Annotated in this window: 22 protein-coding genes and 1 riboswitch; all 22 genes read left to right on the top strand. The window is 28.5% G+C overall.

What is annotated here, in order from left to right:
- The first annotated feature begins 3 nt into the window (after positions 1–3).
- Positions 4–1,062 (top strand): glycosyl hydrolase family 18 protein, encoded by a 1,059-nt coding sequence (locus I2E83_RS05105; RefSeq protein WP_195262666.1) that lies wholly within the window; start codon positions 4–6, stop codon positions 1,060–1,062.
- Between the two features lie 344 nt (positions 1,063–1,406).
- Positions 1,407–1,640, top strand: coding sequence for a hypothetical protein (locus tag I2E83_RS05100; protein WP_195262665.1), 234 nt, complete (start codon positions 1,407–1,409; stop codon positions 1,638–1,640).
- Between the two features lie 50 nt (positions 1,641–1,690).
- Positions 1,691–3,097: a GH1 family beta-glucosidase gene (locus tag I2E83_RS05095; RefSeq protein WP_195262664.1), complete on the top strand. Its 1,407-nt coding sequence runs from the start codon at positions 1,691–1,693 to the stop codon at positions 3,095–3,097.
- A gap of 147 nt (positions 3,098–3,244) precedes the next feature.
- Positions 3,245–3,973, top strand: coding sequence for a MurR/RpiR family transcriptional regulator (locus I2E83_RS05090; protein ID WP_195262663.1), 729 nt, complete (start codon positions 3,245–3,247; stop codon positions 3,971–3,973).
- Between the two features lie 288 nt (positions 3,974–4,261).
- Positions 4,262–5,701, top strand: a complete 1,440-nt coding sequence (locus I2E83_RS05085; protein ID WP_195262662.1) for a glycoside hydrolase family 1 protein — start codon at positions 4,262–4,264, stop codon at positions 5,699–5,701.
- A 33-nt stretch (positions 5,702–5,734) separates the two neighbouring features.
- Complete coding sequence (locus I2E83_RS05080; protein ID WP_195262661.1) at positions 5,735–6,040, top strand: PTS sugar transporter subunit IIB; 306 nt, start codon at positions 5,735–5,737, stop codon at positions 6,038–6,040.
- A gap of 41 nt (positions 6,041–6,081) precedes the next feature.
- Positions 6,082–7,416, top strand: coding sequence for a PTS sugar transporter subunit IIC (locus tag I2E83_RS05075; RefSeq protein WP_195262660.1), 1,335 nt, complete (start codon positions 6,082–6,084; stop codon positions 7,414–7,416).
- An 18-nt stretch (positions 7,417–7,434) separates the two neighbouring features.
- Positions 7,435–7,749 (top strand): PTS lactose/cellobiose transporter subunit IIA, encoded by a 315-nt coding sequence (locus I2E83_RS05070; RefSeq protein WP_195262659.1) that lies wholly within the window; start codon positions 7,435–7,437, stop codon positions 7,747–7,749.
- A gap of 201 nt (positions 7,750–7,950) precedes the next feature.
- Positions 7,951–8,577: a thioester domain-containing protein gene (locus I2E83_RS05065; RefSeq protein WP_195428850.1), complete on the top strand. Its 627-nt coding sequence runs from the start codon at positions 7,951–7,953 to the stop codon at positions 8,575–8,577.
- A gap of 29 nt (positions 8,578–8,606) precedes the next feature.
- Positions 8,607–9,149, top strand: a complete 543-nt coding sequence (locus tag I2E83_RS05060; protein ID WP_195428848.1) for a phosphatase PAP2 family protein — start codon at positions 8,607–8,609, stop codon at positions 9,147–9,149.
- A 101-nt stretch (positions 9,150–9,250) separates the two neighbouring features.
- Positions 9,251–9,904, top strand: a complete 654-nt coding sequence (locus I2E83_RS05055; RefSeq protein ID WP_195428846.1) for a DedA family protein — start codon at positions 9,251–9,253, stop codon at positions 9,902–9,904.
- 75 nt (positions 9,905–9,979) lie between these two features.
- Positions 9,980–10,171 carry a peptidylprolyl isomerase gene (locus I2E83_RS05050; protein ID WP_195262656.1) on the top strand — a complete coding sequence of 64 codons (192 nt, stop codon included), beginning with the start codon at positions 9,980–9,982 and terminating at the stop codon, positions 10,169–10,171.
- A 269-nt stretch (positions 10,172–10,440) separates the two neighbouring features.
- Positions 10,441–11,388, top strand: a complete 948-nt coding sequence (locus tag I2E83_RS05045; RefSeq protein WP_195428844.1) for a helix-turn-helix domain-containing protein — start codon at positions 10,441–10,443, stop codon at positions 11,386–11,388.
- 119 nt (positions 11,389–11,507) lie between these two features.
- The gene (locus I2E83_RS05040) at positions 11,508–12,716 is read left to right on the top strand and encodes a maltose ABC transporter substrate-binding protein (RefSeq protein ID WP_195428843.1); all 1,209 of its coding nucleotides are present in this window, start codon (positions 11,508–11,510) and stop codon (positions 12,714–12,716) included.
- 65 nt (positions 12,717–12,781) lie between these two features.
- Positions 12,782–13,699: an ABC transporter permease subunit gene (locus tag I2E83_RS05035; protein ID WP_195428841.1), complete on the top strand. Its 918-nt coding sequence runs from the start codon at positions 12,782–12,784 to the stop codon at positions 13,697–13,699.
- 1 nt (position 13,700) lies between these two features.
- Entirely contained in the window at positions 13,701–14,594 is an 894-nt protein-coding gene (locus tag I2E83_RS05030; RefSeq protein ID WP_195428839.1) for an ABC transporter permease subunit, read from the top strand.
- 95 nt (positions 14,595–14,689) lie between these two features.
- Positions 14,690–15,709 carry a LacI family DNA-binding transcriptional regulator gene (locus I2E83_RS05025; protein ID WP_195428909.1) on the top strand — a complete coding sequence of 340 codons (1,020 nt, stop codon included), beginning with the start codon at positions 14,690–14,692 and terminating at the stop codon, positions 15,707–15,709.
- 215 nt (positions 15,710–15,924) lie between these two features.
- Positions 15,925–17,406, top strand: a complete 1,482-nt coding sequence (malQ, locus tag I2E83_RS05020) for a 4-alpha-glucanotransferase (protein WP_195428837.1) — start codon at positions 15,925–15,927, stop codon at positions 17,404–17,406.
- Positions 17,407–17,539: 133 nt separating this feature from the next.
- Positions 17,540–17,836 (top strand): DUF503 domain-containing protein, encoded by a 297-nt coding sequence (locus I2E83_RS05015; RefSeq protein WP_195262650.1) that lies wholly within the window; start codon positions 17,540–17,542, stop codon positions 17,834–17,836.
- 94 nt (positions 17,837–17,930) lie between these two features.
- Positions 17,931–18,079, top strand: a riboswitch (SAM riboswitch).
- Between the two features lie 93 nt (positions 18,080–18,172).
- A complete protein-coding gene (locus tag I2E83_RS05010) occupies positions 18,173–19,210 on the top strand; it encodes a methionine ABC transporter ATP-binding protein (RefSeq protein ID WP_195428835.1) in 1,038 nt (345 codons plus the stop codon).
- Positions 19,210–19,848 (top strand): methionine ABC transporter permease, encoded by a 639-nt coding sequence (locus tag I2E83_RS05005; RefSeq protein WP_195262648.1) that lies wholly within the window; start codon positions 19,210–19,212, stop codon positions 19,846–19,848. The genes I2E83_RS05010 and I2E83_RS05005 overlap by 1 nt, the downstream gene beginning before the upstream one ends.
- A gap of 136 nt (positions 19,849–19,984) precedes the next feature.
- Positions 19,985–20,818, top strand: a complete 834-nt coding sequence (locus I2E83_RS05000) for a MetQ/NlpA family ABC transporter substrate-binding protein (protein WP_195262647.1) — start codon at positions 19,985–19,987, stop codon at positions 20,816–20,818.
- Positions 20,819–20,915 lie beyond the last annotated feature (97 nt).

The raw sequence follows: 20,915 nt of genomic DNA, 5'->3' as shown, positions 1-20,915 counted from the left end.
AAAATGAATATTAACAAACATAAAGGAAAATTTATTTTAATAGGAATTGTTATCTTATTAGTTGGAGCTATCTTCTTAAAAAAGACATTAAATAAAGATAGTACTATTAAGAGTCCAAATATAATTTCTCAGGAGAAAAATAATGATATTTTTCAAAGTATAGATAATTTATCTTCATGGATAGTTTATTGGGACTTAAATGTAGATAGCGAAATAAATATGCTAAATGATAAGTTGAGTAGTATTTCATACTTTGCTGTTAATTTTAATCAAAACAACGATTTAATTATTCCTGAAAAATTAAAAGTATATTATGATAAGACAAAGTCATATAACTATGAAAAATATATAACTATTGTAAATGACGTAGTTAATGATGATGGTACATCTTCACTAAAGGACAAAGAGATATTAAATATTTTGCTTAGTGATAAATTATCTAGAGAAAAGCATATTAGTGATATAATTGATTTAGCTAAAGAATATGAATTTGATGGTATTGAAATTGATTATGAGCAAATTAAAGATGATTTGGGATTATGGGAAAATTATATATTATTTATAAATCAATTATATAATAAAGCTTTAAATAATAATTTGAAATTAAGAGTAGTTTTAGAGCCGAATGCGCCTATAGATAAGCTTAACTTTACTGAGGGACCTACATATGTAATGATGTGTTATAATTTGCATGGAGGCTTTAGTGCAGCTGGAGAAAAAACAAACCAAAAGTTTATTAAAGAGTTAATAGATAAGATGAAAGTAGTTCCTGGTGAAAAAAGTTTTGCAATTCCAACTGGCGGGTTTGATTGGAAAGATAATGGCGACACTAAATCAGTATCAGAAATTGAAGCTAAACAAATATTAATTGAAAATAACATAGAAGCTAAGCGAGATGATAAAAGCAAATATTTATATTTTAATTATAGGGATAAAGAAAATATTAAACATGAAGTATGGTATGCAGATCAAGTTACATTAGAATATTTATCTGAAATTATTAAAGAAGAGGGCTATGATGTTAGCTTGTGGAGATTAGGTGGAAATTTATTTGATAATTAAAATATAGAAAATGGAGAGTTATAAAATTCTATAACTCTCTTTTTTATTAACTAATTACATTAAAATATTTTAAGTATACTTGGGGTGGTTTAGGTAATATTTATAAATATATATTATTTTATATTTAATGTATAAAGTATATATTTATAAATTTGATTAAGTTTCATAAAATTAAGAGTATATTTTTATGGAAAATGTTGCTACAATGAATATAACAATATGTTACAAAAATAAAACAAATTATAAAAAATGATATTTGTTTTATTAATTTATAAAAATAAGTTTTATTAAAAAAAATATTGTAAAATTAGTTTATAAAAAGAATAATGTAGGGGGACAAGGATATGTATAAAGTAGAAATAAACGGAGTTCAAATGAAATTTATAAGAGAATTCTTTGATAATTTTGAAGATGATAAGGTTAAGCTTACAGTGCTTGATGATAGTAATAGAATAAAAATAGTTTATTCAGCAGAAACAGGTTTAACAGCTAATGAATTAGAATCTTATTTAAAATCAGAATTTAAAACAAAATCAAAGTATGGAATGAGTCTTTATTATACACTTCACGTAAAATAACATATTGAAATAAAATTAAGCTTATTTTTATAAATGGGAGGAAGAAATAAATGAAGTTTGCAAAGGATTTCTTATTTGGAGCAGCATCTGCATCATATCAAGTAGAAGGAGCATGGAATGAAGATGGAAAGGGGCTTTCAAATTGGGACGTATTTTCTAAGATTCCAGGAAAAACTTTTGAAGGTACTAATGGTGATATTGCAATAGATCACTATCATAGATATAAAGAAGATATAAAGCTAATGGCAGAAATGGGATTAGAATCATATAGATTTTCAATTTCATGGCCTAGAATATTACCAAATGGTGTTGGAGAAGTAAATCCAAAAGGCATAGAATTTTATAACAATATAATAAATGAATGTCTAAAATATGGAATAGTTCCATTTGTAACTTTATATCATTGGGATTTACCACAAGTTCTAGAAGAAAAGGGTGGATGGACAAATAAAGAAACTATAGATGCATTTTTAAATTATGCTGAAATTTGTTATAAAGCTTTTGGAGATAGAGTTAAGCACTGGATTACATTTAATGAAACAGTTGTATTTTGTGGATTAGGATACTTGGCAGGAGCACATCCACCAGCTATAGTTGGAGATTTAAATAAATATTTCCAAGCTACCCACAATGTATTTTTAGCTCATGCGAAATCAGTTGATTTATATAAAAAGTTAAAACAATATGGTGAGATAGGAATTACTCATGTATTTTCTCCAGCATTTAGTATAGATGATAAGGAAGAAAATATATTGGCAGCTAAGCATGCAAATGAAATCGATACACATTGGTTCTATGATCCTATATTAAAAGGTGAATATCCTAAATATGTTGTAGATATAATTAGTAAGCACGGCGTTAAAATTGATTGGAATGAGGAAGAATTAGAGATAATTAAAAATGCTTCAGATAAAAATGATTTTATAGGACTAAATTATTATCAGCCTCAAAGGGTAATGAAAAATAATATAGATGAAGAAGTTGAAAGAAATAGAGAAAATTCAACAGGAGCACCAGGAAACCCTTCATTTGATGGTTTTTATAGAACAGTTAAAATGGAGGATAAAAAATATACTAAGTGGGGATGGGAGATATCTCCTGAAGCATTTTTAGATGGACTAAGAATGCTTAAAGAAAGATATGGAGATGTAAAAATATATATAACTGAAAATGGATTAGGAGATGAAGATCCTATTATAGAGGATGAAATAGTAGATATACCTAGAATTAAATTTATTGAAGCACATTTAAAAGCTGTAAAAAATGCAATTAAAGAAGGAATAAATTTAAAAGGATATTATGCATGGTCAGTTATCGATTTATTAAGCTGGTTGAATGGTTATAAAAAACAATATGGATTTATATATGTAGACCATAAAAATAACCTAGAGAGAAAGAAAAAGGCATCTTTCCATTGGTATAAAAATATAATAGAAACTAGAGGAGAAGATATTTAAGTATAATAAAATATACTTATATTTACATGGCTGAAGTCTTAAATAGATAGATTTCAGCCTTTTGAAAATAAAAAATATAAATATTTAATGTATATTAATATATGTAGAAATAATTAAAAGATTATTTCTAGGAAAAGGAGATGAGCAATGTTTAGCTATAATAAAATACAAAATTTAAATGAGTTAGAATTATCACTTTATAATTATATAATGAAAAATAGTGAAAAAGTAATTTACATGAGAATAAGAGAATTAGCAAACGAAGCTCATGTATCTACAACTACAATTTTAAGGTTTTGTAAAAAGCTAGATTGTGAAGGCTTTTCAGAATTTAAATTAAAATTTAAGATGTATATAGAAGAAGGAAAAGAAAAGCATTTAACTGATAATACATCAATGATAATAGATTTCTTAAAAAAAGCACAAACTAAGGATTATAGAGATAAGATAGATAGAGTTTGTGATGTATTAGATAAAGCAAGTAATATAATTTTTGTTGGAATAGGTTTTTCAGGTATACTATCAAAGTATGCTGCAAGATATATTTCTGCAATAGGACGAAATGCTATATATATAGATGATCCGTTTTATCCAATTAATATTAAATGTACAGAAAATTATGTTGCTATTGCATTTTCTGTATCTGGTGAAACACCAACAGTAATAGAGCATATGAATAACTTAAAGCGAAAAGGATGTAAATCGATAAGCATTACTAATAATGAAGATTCGACTTTAGCCAAAATATGCGATATAAATATTGGATATTATGTTCAAGAAGAAAAGAATGGAGAACATGATATAACGACACAAATTCCAGCATTATACATTATTGAAACTATCGGCAGGAAGCTGTATAGAAATTATAAAGGATAGATGTAAAGCATCTATCCTTTATAATTTTAAAAATAAATTTTATATATTTATGTTTTATAGAACTTTGATAGTAAATTGTAAGAAATATGGTGTTATTTAATAGTTCTATTTCATAGATACAAACATTAAAATAGTATATTAAATACTTATTTTAGTTAAAACAATTTGTTATATTTATGGAACAAATTATATAAGCTGGAAGTGTGTTTTTTTAAGGTATGCAAATGATTACAAAGAGTATTTTTTAAGATATAATATAATCAACAAGCAAGAAGGGAGGAGGGAATCTTGATTCATAAAAAGCTAGATAAATTTAAAGAGGGTTTTTTATGGGGAAGTGCTTCAGCAGCATATCAAGTTGAAGGGGCTTATAATATTGATGGAAAAGGATTAAGTATTTGGGATACCTTCACTGAATTGCCCGGGACAACCTATAAAGGAACTAATGGAAAGGTCGCCGTAGATCATTATAAAAGGTTTAAAGAGGACATAGCTTTAATGAAAGAGATGGGATTAAAAGCCTATAGGTTTTCAATATCATGGAGCAGGATTTATCCAGAAGGAAGAGGTAAGGTAAATGAAAAAGGCTTAGAGTTTTATGATAACCTTATAAATGAGCTTATTGCTAACGATATAAAACCAATTATTACAATATATCACTGGGATTTACCACAACATCTCCAGGATTTATATGGAGGATGGGAATCTAGAGAGATAATAGATGATTTCAATAATTATTGCATAACACTTTATAAGAGATATGGAGATAGAGTTAAGTACTGGATAACTTTAAATGAGCAAAATGTATTTATACTTTTAGGATATAAGATAGGAATACATCCACCAAAGATACAAGATGATAAAAGGATGCTTAAAGCAAATCATATTGCAAGTTTAGCAAATGCAAAGGCAATAGAATCTTTTAGGCAATATGTATCTAATGGAATGATTGGTCCAAGCTTTGCATTTACTCCTAATTATGCTTATACATGTAAGCCAGAAGATGTTTTAGCAAGAGAAAATGCTGAGGATATGAACTGTCACTGGTGGCTAGATGTATATTGCTTTGGTAACTATCCAGCTTTTGCTTTAAGTAGGTATGAAAAAGAAGGAATAGCTCCAGAGATTGAAGATGGAGATTTAGAGCTTTTAGAAAGAGGAAAGCCTGATTTTATAGGAATAAACTATTATAGAAGTGAAACAGTAGAGGCAAATTCCATAGATGGAATAAGTAATTTTGAAGAAATAAATACATCAGGAAAAAAAGGAACATCTAAGGATTATGGAATTCCAGGAAATTTTAAAACTATAAAAAATCCTAATTTAGAAAGAACAAATTGGGATTGGGAAATCGATCCAACTGGTCTTAGAATAGGGATAAGAAGAATAAATAGCAGGTATAGGCTACCAATATTAGTAACTGAAAATGGGTTAGGTGAATTTGATAAGCTTGAAGATAACGATATTATAAATGATGACTATAGAATAGAATTTATAAGAAATCATATTTTAGCTTGCAAAGAATCTATAACAGATGGAGTAGAGTTACTAGGATATTGTACATGGTCATTTACAGATTTATTAAGCTGGCTTAATGGCTATCAAAAGAGATATGGCTTTGTTTATGTAGATAGAGATGAAAAAGATGAAAAGGATTTAAGACGTATTAAAAAGAAGAGTTTCTATTGGTATAAAAATGTAATAGCAACTAATGGAGAAGAACTTTAATTATATTAAAAATAAATTTTAGGAGGAATTATTATGAAAAATATTTTATTAGTATGTGCAGCGGGAATGTCTACAAGTCTTTTAGTAAATAAGATGAAGGCAGCAGCAAAGGAAAAAGGAATAGAAATTAATATTGATGCCTTACCAGTTTCAGAATGTTCAAGGGTAATTGATAATGTTGATATAGTTTTATTAGGACCACAAGTAAGGTTCCAAAAACCACAAGTAGATGCTTTAGTTAAGGGTAGAATACCTGTAGAAGTTATAGATATGAGATTATATGGAACAATGAATGGAAAAGCAATATTAGATCAAGTATTAAAAACTCTTGGAATTTAACAAGAGGTTTAATAAATAAAAAAATATAAGGGGGAAAAACAATGAGCGTTATGACGAAATTAGAAAACAGCATGGAAAAAATACTTGTTCCAATTGCAACAAAGTTAAATGCACAAAGACATATTGTTGCAATTAGGGATGCATTTATCTTAACCTTCCCATTAACAATGGCAGGTTCATTAATGGTATTAATAAATAATGTTTTACTTCATCCAGATGGGTTTATAGCTAAACTTATTCACTTAGGAGATTTAATTCCTAATTTAGCAGACTATCAAGCAATATTTGCACCTGTATTAAATGGATCTTTAAACATTTTAGCAATCTTTATAGCATTTTTAATAGCAAGGAATCTTGCAAGATCTTTAGGTGCAGATGACTTATTAACTGGACTTACTTCAGTATCAGTATTCTTTATAATGTATCCATCAGCAGTAGATGGAAGTATTACAATGCAATACATGGGACCTCAAGGTCTATTCGTTGCAATAATAGTTGGATTATTAGTAGGTGAATTTTTATCAAGGCTTTCTAAGAGTCCTAAACTTGAAATTAAGATGCCAGAACAAGTACCTCCAGCAGTATCTAGAACATTTAAAATATTATTACCTATAATAATAGTAACAGTTGGTTTCTCAATTCTTAACTTTATATTAGGTAAAATTACTAATGGTGGCGGAATTCATACTATGATTTATAATGTATTACAAGCCCCATTAACTAAACTTGGAGATAATATCTTCTCAGTAGTAATTATGGTTTTAGTATCAAATTTATTATGGATAATGGGTATTCATGGACCTAATACTATAGCAGCAGTAAGAGAAACTATGTTTGCTGAACCAAATGCAGCTAACCTAGCTTTCGCACAAGCAAATGGAACAGCATGGGGTGCACCATACCCAACAACTTGGGTTTTAACTGATGCTTTTGCTAACTATGGTGGTTCAGGTATGACACTTGGATTACTTATAGCAATATTCATATTCTCTAAAGCAAAGGATCAAAGAGATATTGCTAAATTATCTATAGGACCTGGATTATTCAATATTAATGAATCAGTAATATTTGGTTTACCAATAGTTTTAAATCCAATATATATAATACCATTCATATTAGTACCTATAGTAAATGTTCTTATTGGATATGGGGCAATAGTGCTTAAGATTATTCCACCTATAGCTTATGGTGCTGTTTGGACTACTCCAGGACCACTTATTCCGTTTATAGGAACTGGTGGAGTATTTATGGGACTTGTAGTAGGATTTGTGTGTCTAGCAGTCAGTGTATTAATTTATGCACCTTTCGTTATAGCATCTAATAAGGCAGCTATGAAAGCACAAGAAGAATTAAATTCAAATACAGAAACTATGTAACAGTTAGGAGAATAAGAAATGAATGAACTAGAATTAGTTGCATTTGAAATTATAAGCAATGTAGGTATGGCTAAATCTTTAGCTATGGAAGCAATAAGAGAAGCTAGAAATGGTAATTATGATGAAGCAGAAAAGAAAATAGAAGAGGCTAAAGGGTTTTTATTAGAGGGGCATCATGCACATTCTGGATTGATTCATAAGGAAGCAAATGGTGAAAAGCTTGAGTTTTCTTTAATAATAATGCACGCTGAAGATCAACTAATAAGTGCAGAAACTATAAAAGATATAGCAATAGAGCTTATAGAAATGAATAAGGAATTCAAAAAGAATTAAATATTCGTGTAAAATATATATTAAGGTAGCATCAGAAATAAATTGATGCTACCTTAATTATTTTTAGTGAATACAAAAGTAATTATGCATATAATATGGTGATTATTAGCAAAGTAAGAGTTAAAAATTAACCCTCTTAATTAGTATATTTAGCTGTAAATTGATAAAAATAGTATTGAGACAGCTAGTAGGAGGGATAAAATGAAAAGTAAATGGAAAAATGTATTAATTATTGTTGTGTTAACTTTAATATTATGTAATTGGAGCTATAGTTATTGGGCTACTAAACTTAACAATGAAGTTAAAATAACAACTGATAATTATTATGTAGGTGAAGTTGAATATGAAAATTTTAATATTAAAGCAAAAATGATAAGGGAAGTAGAAACAAATCAAATAGGATATTGCTTGGAGATAGATAAGTCTTATCCAAAGGGAGAAACATTTAAGGAAAATGGATATGCAACAAAGCAACTAGCAGGAATACTAGCTTCAGGCTATCCAAGCAAAAGTTATAGTGAATTAAAGCTTTATTCAGAAGAAGAAGCATATTTTGCAACTCAAATTGCTGTATGGAGTTTTGTTGAAGGATATGATGTAAATGGATTTAAAGGTGATACTAGAGTTGTAGAAGCTATAAAAAAGATCTATAATGAAGGAATAAGAAAAGATGAGCAATCATATAGTAATGAATATATGTTATACTACTCTAATGATAGTATACAAGATATAGCTTTAATCAAAAATGAACAAAGTAAGCTAAGAGAAGAAAATATGAGGAATGCAGAAAGAAAAAATATAGAGGGAAGTTCTATATATGGAAAGTAAATTATAGGTTCAAAAATAATGGGGGAAATATGTGGGAGTATATAAATTTAATAGATATAAGTATATTACGATTTATTAGAAATTATTTTTCAAGTCCTCTAATGGATTCCATGATGATATTTATAACTAAACTAGGAGATAGAGGATTTGTATGGATAGTAATAGGTATAATTTTATTAATAAGTAAAAAATACAGAAAAATTGGATTCACAATGTTAATTGCTTTAGCTGTAACAAGTATTATTGGTGAAGGAATTATAAAAAATATTATACAAAGGCCAAGAGCCTTTATAACTTTTCCAGATATAGAAATAATAATTAAGGCGCCTTTATCATATTCATTTCCATCAGGACATACTGCATCTTCATTTGCTGCAGCTGTGGTACTTGGATACTACATAAAGAAGTGTAGATACTTATTTTATTTTTTTGCGGCTCTTGTTGCATTTTCAAGATTATATTTATTTGTACATTACCCATCAGATATAATTGGAGGAATAGTACTAGGAATTTCATGTAGCTTAGCTACTATAGAAGTTATAAATAATATAAAAATAAAAAAACTATCATGAACATGGTAGTTTTTTATTTATTAATAATTATGTAATATATGCATTCGTTATGAATTATATAATTAGATTGTTAATAAAAATTTAAGAGAGAGGGTAACGATATGAACTTAATATTAAAATTTGTAGATATCATATTACATTTAGATAAATATTTAAGTGTAATAACTGCAAATTATGGAATATGGATATATGCAGTATTGTTTATAATAATATTTCTTGAAACTGGATTAGTGGTAACTCCATTTTTACCTGGAGATTCAATAATTTTTGCTTCAGGAGCTCTTGCAGCAATAGGTGCAATGAATGTAGGTAGTTTACTTATCATATTTTACGTAGCAGCTGTATTAGGTGATACTGCTAATTATTACATAGGTAAAAAAATTGGAAGTGGAATAATGGAAAAGGAAAAGGTGAAATTCATAAATAAAAATTATTTAATAAAGGCAAATAATTATTATGAGAAACATGGAGCTATAACAATAGTTCTATCTAGATTTATACCAATAATAAGAACATTTGCTCCTTTTGTTGCTGGAGTAACTAAGATGAATTATAAAAGTTTTATAAAGTATAATCTAATTGGTGGGGCTTTATGGGTGCTATTATTTTTAATCGGAGGGTTTGCATTAGGAAACTTACCAATAGTAAAAAGTAATTTTTCAATAATAGTAATTGCAATTATAATAATTTCAATTATACCTGCAATAGTTACATTTATAAAAGATAGAAAAGAAGAGTCAATAGAGCTACAATAATTAAATCCTCTTAATGAGTATAAATTTAATTTTAAAGCAAAATATAATAATATATTCATTTAGGAGGTATAAATTATGGTTATGGAAGAAATAGAAAATAAAATGAAAAGACTATATAAACAAGTAAAGTCAGGAAAGATGACTCAGGAAATAGCAGAAGAAATATCAGAGTTAGCAGATAAAGTTGGGGACATGGGTGAGAATGCTAAGGAAAGTATGAAAAATATGATGAATGATATGAAAAAAGCTATGAAAAAAATGAAATAGAGTAAAAGGCTAACTAAAAATATTAATTTTGGAATTTTTTTAGTTAGCCTTTTATATTGATATATAAAGGATGGGTAATAGATTTTGTGAAAAATTACAAAAAATATGCATCTAATTGTGATAAAATACTATTGAATAAAAACGATTGCAAGAGTATAATCAAGTTAAGATAAAGAATAAAGATAAAACAATTTATTATTTTCTGGAAACGTTACCTGTTTCATGGAGAAATAAGAAAATATAAATTTGTTTTATAATGGGGGAAGCTTATGTATGGGTTAAAAAACTCTTTCCAAAAAATAAGTGAAGAAATTCAAATTCCCTTCAAGATAAGTGAAAAAGATGGATCTGTAATAGCTAATTTCTTACAAGGAAATAATTCGAAAATTGTAAGTAGTATTTTGAAAATGCCAACAGAAGAGTTGCTGTTAGAAACATATGAAAATTACAGTAACTGTATTAGTTTGCTAAAATACTGTTTAGAACAGGAGTTAAGCAATGCAGTGAAATCGAAAGAAGAAATAATAGCAGATATAATAAAGGGAAAAGAATTTTCTAATGATATTCTAAAAGAAGTGATAAAAGACAAGCCTTTTAAATTAATACTTATTTATTTAAAGGACAAGCAGTCTAAGGCTATAAAGTTAATAGAGAAAAAACATTTAGAAGATGAGAGTATAATAGTCATTCAAGATGAATATATTCTTGTAATAAGTAAAAATGATATCAGTGATGATAGCATTAAAGAAATTCTTCTAGGAATAAAAAAGAATATAACTGAGAAATGTTATATAAGTTATTGTAATATTGATGAGTATAATGAATTAAAAGAAAAGTTTGAGTATCTTAAAGCAAACTTAGAAATTTGCTTAAAATATGAATTGCCATCAAAAATATATACCGAAAATTCATTGCTTCTAGAAAAAATGATAAAAAACGTAGAAGAAAAAGAAATTAATAGAATATATAGGCAATTTAATGATACTTTCTCTAAATTAGATGACGATCTTATAAAGACTATAGAAATATTCTTTAGTGAAGGTCTAAAAATAAGTGAGTCTGCAGATAAGTTATACATTCATAGAAATACTTTATTTTATAGGATAGATAAAATAAAGAAAATAGTCAATTATGATATATCGAATTTCAATGAGGCAGTAGAATTTAAAATTTTATTTCTATTGTGGAAGGAATCATGGCATAGGAGTAACTTATAAAATTTTATGGTAACGGTACCGGTAAGGTTGCCTGTAAACATTAACATCAAATTAGTTAATAAACCTAAAAGGGTTTATAAATATAAAAATCTAAAATTAGATTTTGGGAGGAATTTATTATGGTAAAACGTTCAAAATTATTAGCAGTTTTAATTGCTGGTGTAATTGCTGCAACTTCTTTAGTTGGTTGTGGCGGAAAAGATGAAAAAGGAGCTACTACTGATGGTGAAAAGAAAACTTTAACAGTTTGGTCACACTTTACTACTAATGAAGTTAAAGAATTTGAAAAGGTAGCTAAGGCTTGGGGAGAAGAAAATAACGTTGAAATTAATGTTGTTGAAGACCAAGGAAAGTTCCAAGACATGATTCAAGCTCTTCAAAGTGATAATGGTCCAGACCTTGTATTAGGTGTTCCACATGATAATTTAGGAACATTCCAAAAAGCAGGTGTAATTGCTGAGGTTCCAGAAGGAATGGTTTCAGCTGATAAATATACTTCTCAAGGTATAGTTGATGCAGTTACTATAGGTGGTAAAATTTATGCAGTTCCATTTGCTCAAGAAACAACAGCAATGTTCTATAATAAAGATAAAGTTAAAGAAGTTCCAAAGACTATGGAAGATTTAGTTGCAATGGCAAAAGAAGTTGGATTTGAATATAACGTTAACGATTTCTTCTTCTCATATGCATTCTTATCAGCTGGCGGCGGATATGTTTATAAAAATAATAATGGAACATTAGATCCAAATGATATAGGTCTTGGAAATGAAGGAGCAGTAGCAGGACTTCAATTTATTTCAGATTTAGTTAATAAGGATAAATTAATGGCAGCAGATATCACTGGAGATATAGCTAAGGGTGACTTTACATCAGGTAAAGCTGGGTTCTACTTCTCAGGTCCATGGGATGTTTCAGGTGCTAAAGAAGCTGGATTAAACTTTGGGGTAGTTCCAATGCCAACTTTAAATGGTAAAGCTCCACAAACATTCTTAGGTGTTCAAACTTCATTTGTTAATGAAAATTCCAAAAATAAAGATACTGCTTGGAAACTTATGGAAGAATTCGTTAATAAAGGACAAGATGTAGTATATAAAACTGGTAGCAGAATTCCTGTAGCTAAAGATTACGTAATTGATGATGAATATACTAAGGCATTTATGGAACAAGCAAAAGTTGCTATGCCAATGCCAAACATAGTAGAAGTTCAAGCTATGTGGGAACCAGCAGCAAACAACTTAAAGTTATTAACAGCAGGATCAATAGATGCTAAAACAGCTGGGGAAAATATAGTAAATCAAGTAAAAGAAGGTATAAAACAAATAAAATAATATATGTAGCTAAATAGAGATAGGTGTATTAACCTATCTCTATATAAGATAAAGGGGGATTTTAAATGGGCATGAAGAGTAAAAGTCGTAAAGCTTATTATTTTTTAGCACCAGCACTTATTTCAATATTTATATTCACACTACTTCCAGTACTATCAACAGTATACTATGCTTTTACTGATTATACTCAGTTTTCAAAAGGTGAAATTAATTTTGTAGGTTTTTCTAACTTTATAGAGGTTCTGACAGGACCTTTTAAAGAAACATTTTTACCTGTATTTGCATGGACATTGATTTTTGCAATAATATCTACTCTTGGATGTTTCTTCTTAGGATTAGTTATAGCATTAGTTTTAAATAATCCTAACATAAGAGAAAGAGGAATATATAAGGGAATATTAATACTTCCTTGGGCATTACCAGTATCAGTTGCAATTTTATCATTCCAAGGTTTATTTAATGGAAGTTATGGACAAATAAACAACTTATTAATGCAATTACACATAATCCAAGAGCCTATAAAGTGGTTAACAGATCCAAATTTAGCTAGGCTAAGTATAATAATAGTTAATATATGGCTTGGATTTCCGTATATGATGAATGTTTGTTTAGGTTCATTATCTGCAATACCAGAAGTTTATTATGAAGCAGCAATGGTTGATGGAGCAAGTAAGTGGAAACAGTTCACAAATATAACTTTACCATCAATAGCTAAGACAGCTTATCCACTTATAATCTCATCATTTGCATTTAATTTTAATAATTTCAGTTCAGCTTTCTTAATAACAGGAGGTGGCCCTCCAAGATTGACAACACAATTTGCAGGTTATACAGATATACTAGCATCAGTAAACTACAAGCTTTCAATTCAATTCGGAAGATTTGATATTGCATCAGCACTTAGTATAATTATATTTATAATAATTGCATCAATTTCATTTGTTCAAATGAAAGCATCTGGTCAGTTTAAGGAGGTTGATTAATATGCAAACAGAGGTAAATTTAAAGAGTCTATCAATAAAAAAGGATAAAGTAGTATATAAAAAGAAATTAAGATCTGATGAAATTAGAACGGCTTGGCTTGGGAGAATTTTCCTATGGTTAATGATAGCAATAACATTAATCCCTATAGTGGCAGTTATCTCTGCGTCAATGGCAAAAGGTCAAGCGTTTAGTCAAACAACTTTCTTCCCTGCGGAATGGACTTTAGAAAATTATAGAAGAGTATTTGAAAAGACAAATTTCTTATTATGGCTTAAGAATTCATTAATTATCTGTACAGCTGTAGCATTGGTTCAATTGCTTTTATCAGTACCAGCTGCATTTGCTTTTTCAAAGCTAAGATTTTGGGGAAGAAAAAATGGACTTATGAGTTTACTAATACTTCAAATGTTCCCAGCAGCTATGGCATTGCCAGCAATAATTGGAATAGTTTTTACTTATAATTTAACTAATAAACCATGGGTATTAATATTAATATTAGCTGGTGGTAGTGCATATAATATATGGCTTTTAAAAGGGGCAGTAGATGGAATCCCTGATGAATTAGTTGAAGCAGCTTATATAGATGGAGCATCAACTTGGAAGGTATTCTCAGCAATAATATTACCTTTACTTAGAAATATGTTAATAGTTATATTCTTATTTGCATTCATAGGTGCTTATGGTGAGTTTATGATATCATCAGCAATATTAAAGAATGCAGAAGCGCAAACTATAATAACAGGATTACAAAAATTTATTAAAGATCAATTCTCTGCAAACTGGACAATGTATTCAGCTGCAGCAGTAATGGCATCATTACCAATAGTATTTATATTTATGCTTTTACAAAAATATATAGCAACAGGATTAGTTTCAGGTTCAGTAAAAGAATAATGATTTTACCCTTAAATTAAATCTTATGGTATAATAAATGTAGAAATTAATGGAAACGATACCGAATAATTTGTCGGAATTTGGAGGGAGTTATGATAAACATAAGAGATATTGCAAAAATTGCTGGGGTAGGAGTTAGTACAGTTTCGAGAGTTATAAATAATCATCCAGATGTGAAAGAACAAACTAGAGAAAGAGTATTAGAGGTAATAAGAGAAAATAATTATGTACCTAATAATAGTGCTAGGAACCTAAAAAAAAATAATACAAATAATATTGGAGTATTAATAAAAGGGGTTTTTAATCCATTCTTCTCAGAAATGTTAGACTCAATAAGTAAAAGGATTTCTAAAGCTGGATATTCTATGATTTTAGAGCATCATGATTATTTAAGTGATGATGAAATGAATAACTTAATATCCATGATAAAGGAAAAGAGGCTACAAGGGGTAATTTGTTTAGGAGGAAACTTTACAGATGTAAAAAATGATGATTTTAATGATATAAATGTACCGGTTGTATTAACTTCAATAAATCATAAATATGGAAAAGAGTTTTCTAATTTCTCATCAGTGTCTATAGATAATGAAAAATCTGCTTATTCAGCTACACAGTATTTAATAAATAATGGACATAAAAATATAGCTATAATGCTAGGCGATGAAAATGACTTTGGAATTGGATATCTAAGAGAAGCTGGTTATAAAAAGGCATTAAGTGAAAATAACATTGAATTTAATAGAAATTATAAAATTCTAGGACATTATGATTATAGAGGAGCATATGAAGAAACAGATAAGTTATTGAAGAACAATAAAGACGTTACAGCTATATTTGCTATATCAGATATAATGGCTGTAGGGTGTGCAAAGGCTATAAAGGATAATGGGTTAGAAGTAGGAAAAGATGTTGCAATAATTGGATTTGATGGTATGGACATTAGTGAATTTTATAATCCTGCAATTACAACAGTAATACAACCTAAAGTAGAAATGGCGAAGATAAGCGTAGATTTATTACTAGATTTAATAGCTAATAAAACTGATAATAAACACGTTATACTGAATACAGAGCTGATTGAAAGAGAATCAACAAATTTCAAGATAAGTAAATGAAAATTAATCTATTCATGATATTATGAAAACTTTTATCATGAATAGATTATATATAATATATAGATTTAAAATAAATTGTTTATAGCCCTCAGGCATATAAGTAAATCTCTCTTATGTATTAATATAATAGATTAATAATTTATTATAAATAATTCTCAATATATAATAATAATTATAATATAGAAATAGGTTTTATGAGAAATGAGGTAAAATTTATGAAAAGAAGTAGTGGTATATTGATGCATATTTCATCATTACCAGGTAAATATGGAATAGGCACATTTGGAATGGAAGCGTTTGCCTTCGTTGATTTTTTGAAAAAAAGCGGACAAATGTATTGGCAGATATTGCCGTTAGGACAAACTAGTTATGGAGATTCACCATATCAATGTTTTTCAGCATTTGCTGGTAATCCATATTTTATAGATTTTGAATTGTTAGAGAATGACGGGTTATTAGCTAAGGAAGATTATTCAACCTTAGACTATGGTTCAGATGAAAATAGTGTAGATTATGCTAAATTGTTTATAAATAAAAATAAAGTATTAAGAATAGCATATAAAAACTCTAAAAATAAGTATGATAAAGAAATAAACAAATTTATAGAGGAAAATAAATTTTGGTTAGAAGATTATGCTTTATATATGGCTGTTAAGAATCATTTTAATTTAGTTAGTTGGCAAAATTGGGATGATGATATAAGACTTAGAAAAAAAGAAGCTATAGATTCTTATAAATCATTGTTAAAGGATGAAATTGATTATTGGATATTTGTTCAATATATGTTCTTTAAGCAATGGTATAGTTTGAAAAAGTATGCTAACGATAATGGAATTGAAATAATAGGCGATATTCCAATTTATGTAGCAGAAGATAGTGCAGATATATGGAGTAATCCAGAGTATTTTAATGTTGATGAAAATATGATGCCAATAACGGTAGCAGGATGTCCACCAGATACGTTTTCAGCTACTGGACAACTTTGGGGAAATCCAATATATAATTGGGTCAACTTAGATAAAGATGGGTATAGCTGGTGGATAGATAGGGTTAGAGAAAGTTTTAAATTATATGACGTAGTAAGAATAGACCATTTTAGAGGATTTGAAGCATATTGGGAAATACCATATGGTAATAAGACAGCAGAATTTGGACAGTGGACAAAGGGACCTGGAATAAAGTTATTTGATGCAATAAAAGATAAACTTGGAGATGTTAATATAATAGCAGAAGATTTAGGAATGATGACTGATGATGTCATAAAACTTAGAGATACAACAGGTTTTCCAGGTATGAAAATATTACAATTTGGATTTGGTGATGGAGATAGCAGAGACTTACCTCATAATTATCCAGTTAACTGTATAGCTTATACAGGTACTCACGATAATGATACTGTTTGTGGATGGTACAATGTTACAGGAAGCAAAGAGGAGATAGAAAAAGCCAAGAAGTATTTAAACTTAACTTATGAAGAAGGAATTGCAAGAGGATTAATAAGAGGAGCATGGGGAAGCCCAGCTTACTTAGCAATAACAACTATGCAAGACTTCTTGGGGTTAGGAAATGATGCAAGAATGAATATGCCTTCTACATTAGGTGGTAACTGGGTATGGAGAGCTTCGTCAAAGGATTTAAATGATAAACTAGCAAAAGAAATTTATTATTTAACAAAATTATATGGCAGAATAAAATAATTTTAACTAGATTATTAAAGTAATCCCCTATAAAAATTATAAATAAAGCTCATAGAGAATATTCTCTATGAGCTTTATTCATAATAATGTTAAGATATATAATATCTAAAAATTGTAATGTAGGTGGTTGAAAATGAGAGTTCTAGTAATGAGCGTTAAATTAAGAGCAAGCTGGGTACATTCTTTAAAAGAAAAGAGGATGGTGGTTAAAAGTATAACTCAAAAATTAAAAAATAAATTCAATATTTCAGTAAATGAAGTAGAAGATCAAGATATTCATCAAAGTATAGTAATTGCTATTTCAGGAATATGCTCAAGTAGTTCACAAGTGGATTCTACAATGGAGAATATAATTAATTTTATTGAGTCAAATACAGATGCGGAGATTATTAACATAGAAAAGGATGTTATTATGTTTAAATTTTTATAGGAATAAATACATAAAATTTAAAGTAGTGGGTTGACAATCCAATCCAATAAATGTATATTAATATCAATAGAAAAATTAAATAATTAGATTACGTTTCTTATCAAGAGTGGTGGAGGGACTGGCCCTGTGAAACCCAGCAACCTGTAATAGGATTAAATGATAAGTCTAATTTGTATTAGATAAAATTTTATTCTTATTAAGTTTGGTGCTAAATCCTGCAGCTTTTTTGCTGATAGATGAGAGAATAGATTAATATGTGAATTTACGCGCACTAGAGATTTATTCTCCGGTGCGCTTTTTGTTTTACTTTAAGTTTCATAAAAGGGGGAATGACTTGTGATTAAAATTAATAACTTAAGTAAAAGATTCAATGATGTTGAAGTTATAAAGGGAGTTTCACTTAAGATAGAAGAAGGAGAAATATACGGAATTATAGGGCATAGTGGGGCAGGAAAATCTACATTACTTAGATGCATAAATGGCCTAGAGAGTTATGAAAATGGATCAATTACAGTAATGGGAAGAGAAGTTAAAAAACTGAATGGACTAGAGCTTAGGGAGTTTAGAAAAAAGCTAGGAATGATATTTCAAGGATTCAATTTGCTCAATAGAAAAACAGTATCTGAAAATATAGCATTACCATTAGATGTATGGGGATATGAAGAAGAATATAAAAAATATAAGATTGAAAATAAAGAAAAAGGAATAAAGTCTTGTAGCTATAATAAATTTAAGAAAGAAAGAATAAAGGACAGAGTAGCTGAACTTCTAGATTTAGTAGGACTTTCAGAAAAAGCAGATGTAAAACCAGCAAGCTTAAGTGGCGGACAAAAGCAAAGAGTAGCAATAGCAAGAGCTTTAGCATTAGAGCCTAAGATTTTACTTTGTGATGAAGCTACTTCAGCTCTAGATCCTAAAATAACAAAAGATATACTATCACTTTTATCAAAGATAAATAAAGAATTAGGTATAACAATTGTAATTGTTACCCATCAAATGGAGGTAGTTAAAGAGGTTTGTGAAAAAGTTGCTTTAATAGAAGGGGGCATTTTAAAAGAAGAAGGTAATTCAGAGGACTTATTTTTAAAACCAGAAATCTCTCTTAAGAAATTTTTAGGAGAGCAGGATGATGAGTTACTACCTACAAATGGGATTAACATAAAGCTATTTTTTCCAAGTACATCATCAGAAAATGCTATTATTACAAAAATGGCTAGAGAGTTAGATATAGATTTTTCAATAGTTTGGGGGAAATTAGAAAAATTTAGAGAAGATGTGCTTGGTAACTTAGTAATAAATGTAGATCTAAATGATAAAGAAAGAGTAATAGAATATTTAGAAAGTAAAAATGTGGTATTGGAGGTGCTTAATTAATGTCAGAAATATTAATACCAGCGTTTAATAAAACAATTGCAATGGTTTTTTTCTCAACATTATTTTCGCTTATATTAGGATTTATACCAGCAATTATATTAGTAGTTACAGCTCCAAATGGATTAAATCCTAATAAGATTATATATAGAGTTTTAGATACAATAATAAATATATTAAGAGGGTTCCCATTTTTAATTTTAATGGTAGCAATAATACCACTTACAAAGTTAATAGTAGGAAAGTCAATTGGTACACCAGCAGCTATAGTTCCACTAACAATAGCAGCAGCACCTTTTGTAGCAAGAATAATAGAATCATCCTTAAAAGAAGTAGATCCAGGAGTTGTAGAAGCAGCCAAATCATTTGGGGCATCTAATACACAAATAATTTTTAAGGTTATGCTAAAAGAGGCAGTTCCATCAATAATATCAGGATTAACATTAACTGTAATAAGTATAATAGGATATTCAGCTATGGCTGGAACAGTAGGTGGTGGCGGACTTGGTGATGTAGCAATAAGATATGGATATCAAAGATATCAAACAGATGTTATGATTGTGACAGTAATAATTCTAATAATAATCGTACAAGCATTACAGTCGCTAGGAAACTATCTATATAAAAAATTATCAAAATAAAGTTTATAAAAATTAAATTAATATATAGAAGATAAATGTATGAAAGACATTTAACTAAAAGAACTCTATAAGAGTTATATCCTAAATTATCAATTGTCAATTATGCATTATCAATTATTTCGAGGGGGTTAAAGAAATGAAAAAAAAATCAATTTTATCATTATTATTAACAGGGGCTTTAGCAATAAGTTTAATAGGTTGTGGAAATGCAAATAAGGAAAATGAAACAGGGGCAAAGAGTGAAGATAAAACAATAACAATAGGGGTTACTCCAGTTCCTCATAAGGAAATAGTAGAAGAGATAAAACCTGATCTTGAGGCAGAAGGATATACAGTAAAAATAGTAGAGTTTACAGATTATGTAACACCTAACACAGCTTTATCAGAAAGTGAATTAGATGCAAACTACTTCCAAACAATTGCATATTTAGATGAAACTAATGAAGGAAAAGGCTTAGATTTAACTTATACAAAAGGTATTCACTTAGAACCTTTAGGGGTTTATTCTTCTAATATTAAGGATTTAAATGAATTAGAAGAAGGAGCGACAGTTGCAGTACCAAATGATCCATCAAATGAAGCAAGAGCTTTAAGAGTACTAGAAGGTGCAGGGTTAATAAAGTTAAAAGACGGTGAATTAGTTACACCAAATGATATAACAGAGAATCCTAAGAAACTTAAATTTGAAGAGCTTGAAGCGGCTCAATTACCAAGAGTTTTAGAAGAAGTAGGTATTGCCGTTATTAATGGAAACTATGCCCTTGAAGCAGGATTGAATCCAGCTGAAAATGCTATTTATTTAGAAGATGCAACTAACGATGCTTCAAAAAAATATTATAATGTATTGGCTGTAAAAAAAGGAAACGAAGATAGTGATAAAATACAAGCTTTAACAAAGGCTTTAACATCAGATAAAGTTAAGAAATTTATTGAAGAGAAATATAATGGATCAGTAATTCCAGCTTTCTAGAAATTAATTAAAATATAAAGAATTTAAGAGATTTATTGAAAAGAAATATAGTAAAATATAAAAATTAAAATGGAAGAGTAAGTAAGAAAATAAGCTT

The sequence above is a fragment of the Clostridium sp. D46t1_190503_E9 genome (assembly GCF_015555225.1).
Lineage (GTDB): Bacteria > Bacillota > Clostridia > Clostridiales > Clostridiaceae > Clostridium.
Note: the sequence above shows the minus strand (reverse complement) of the source record. Positions and strands in the feature narration are given on the sequence as shown.

What these genes read in the sequence shown, in the direction of transcription:
- I2E83_RS05030 (WP_195428839.1), top strand. Translation starts at nt 13,701, where the DNA reads ATGCAAACAGAGGTAAATTTAAAGAGTCTATCAATAAAAAAGGATAAA.
- I2E83_RS05070 (WP_195262659.1), top strand. Translation starts at nt 7,435, where the DNA reads ATGAATGAACTAGAATTAGTTGCATTTGAAATTATAAGCAATGTAGGT.
- I2E83_RS05045 (WP_195428844.1), top strand. Translation starts at nt 10,441, where the DNA reads ATGTATGGGTTAAAAAACTCTTTCCAAAAAATAAGTGAAGAAATTCAA.
- malQ (WP_195428837.1), top strand. Translation starts at nt 15,925, where the DNA reads ATGAAAAGAAGTAGTGGTATATTGATGCATATTTCATCATTACCAGGT.
- I2E83_RS05005 (WP_195262648.1), top strand. Translation starts at nt 19,210, where the DNA reads ATGTCAGAAATATTAATACCAGCGTTTAATAAAACAATTGCAATGGTT.
- I2E83_RS05015 (WP_195262650.1), top strand. Translation starts at nt 17,540, where the DNA reads ATGAGAGTTCTAGTAATGAGCGTTAAATTAAGAGCAAGCTGGGTACAT.
- I2E83_RS05060 (WP_195428848.1), top strand. Translation starts at nt 8,607, where the DNA reads ATGTGGGAGTATATAAATTTAATAGATATAAGTATATTACGATTTATT.
- I2E83_RS05055 (WP_195428846.1), top strand. Translation starts at nt 9,251, where the DNA reads ATGAACTTAATATTAAAATTTGTAGATATCATATTACATTTAGATAAA.
- I2E83_RS05050 (WP_195262656.1), top strand. Translation starts at nt 9,980, where the DNA reads ATGGTTATGGAAGAAATAGAAAATAAAATGAAAAGACTATATAAACAA.
- I2E83_RS05080 (WP_195262661.1), top strand. Translation starts at nt 5,735, where the DNA reads ATGAAAAATATTTTATTAGTATGTGCAGCGGGAATGTCTACAAGTCTT.
- I2E83_RS05040 (WP_195428843.1), top strand. Translation starts at nt 11,508, where the DNA reads ATGGTAAAACGTTCAAAATTATTAGCAGTTTTAATTGCTGGTGTAATT.
- I2E83_RS05000 (WP_195262647.1), top strand. Translation starts at nt 19,985, where the DNA reads ATGAAAAAAAAATCAATTTTATCATTATTATTAACAGGGGCTTTAGCA.
- I2E83_RS05090 (WP_195262663.1), top strand. Translation starts at nt 3,245, where the DNA reads ATGTTTAGCTATAATAAAATACAAAATTTAAATGAGTTAGAATTATCA.
- I2E83_RS05100 (WP_195262665.1), top strand. Translation starts at nt 1,407, where the DNA reads ATGTATAAAGTAGAAATAAACGGAGTTCAAATGAAATTTATAAGAGAA.
- I2E83_RS05095 (WP_195262664.1), top strand. Translation starts at nt 1,691, where the DNA reads ATGAAGTTTGCAAAGGATTTCTTATTTGGAGCAGCATCTGCATCATAT.
- I2E83_RS05065 (WP_195428850.1), top strand. Translation starts at nt 7,951, where the DNA reads ATGAAAAGTAAATGGAAAAATGTATTAATTATTGTTGTGTTAACTTTA.
- I2E83_RS05075 (WP_195262660.1), top strand. Translation starts at nt 6,082, where the DNA reads ATGAGCGTTATGACGAAATTAGAAAACAGCATGGAAAAAATACTTGTT.
- I2E83_RS05105 (WP_195262666.1), top strand. Translation starts at nt 4, where the DNA reads ATGAATATTAACAAACATAAAGGAAAATTTATTTTAATAGGAATTGTT.
- I2E83_RS05035 (WP_195428841.1), top strand. Translation starts at nt 12,782, where the DNA reads ATGGGCATGAAGAGTAAAAGTCGTAAAGCTTATTATTTTTTAGCACCA.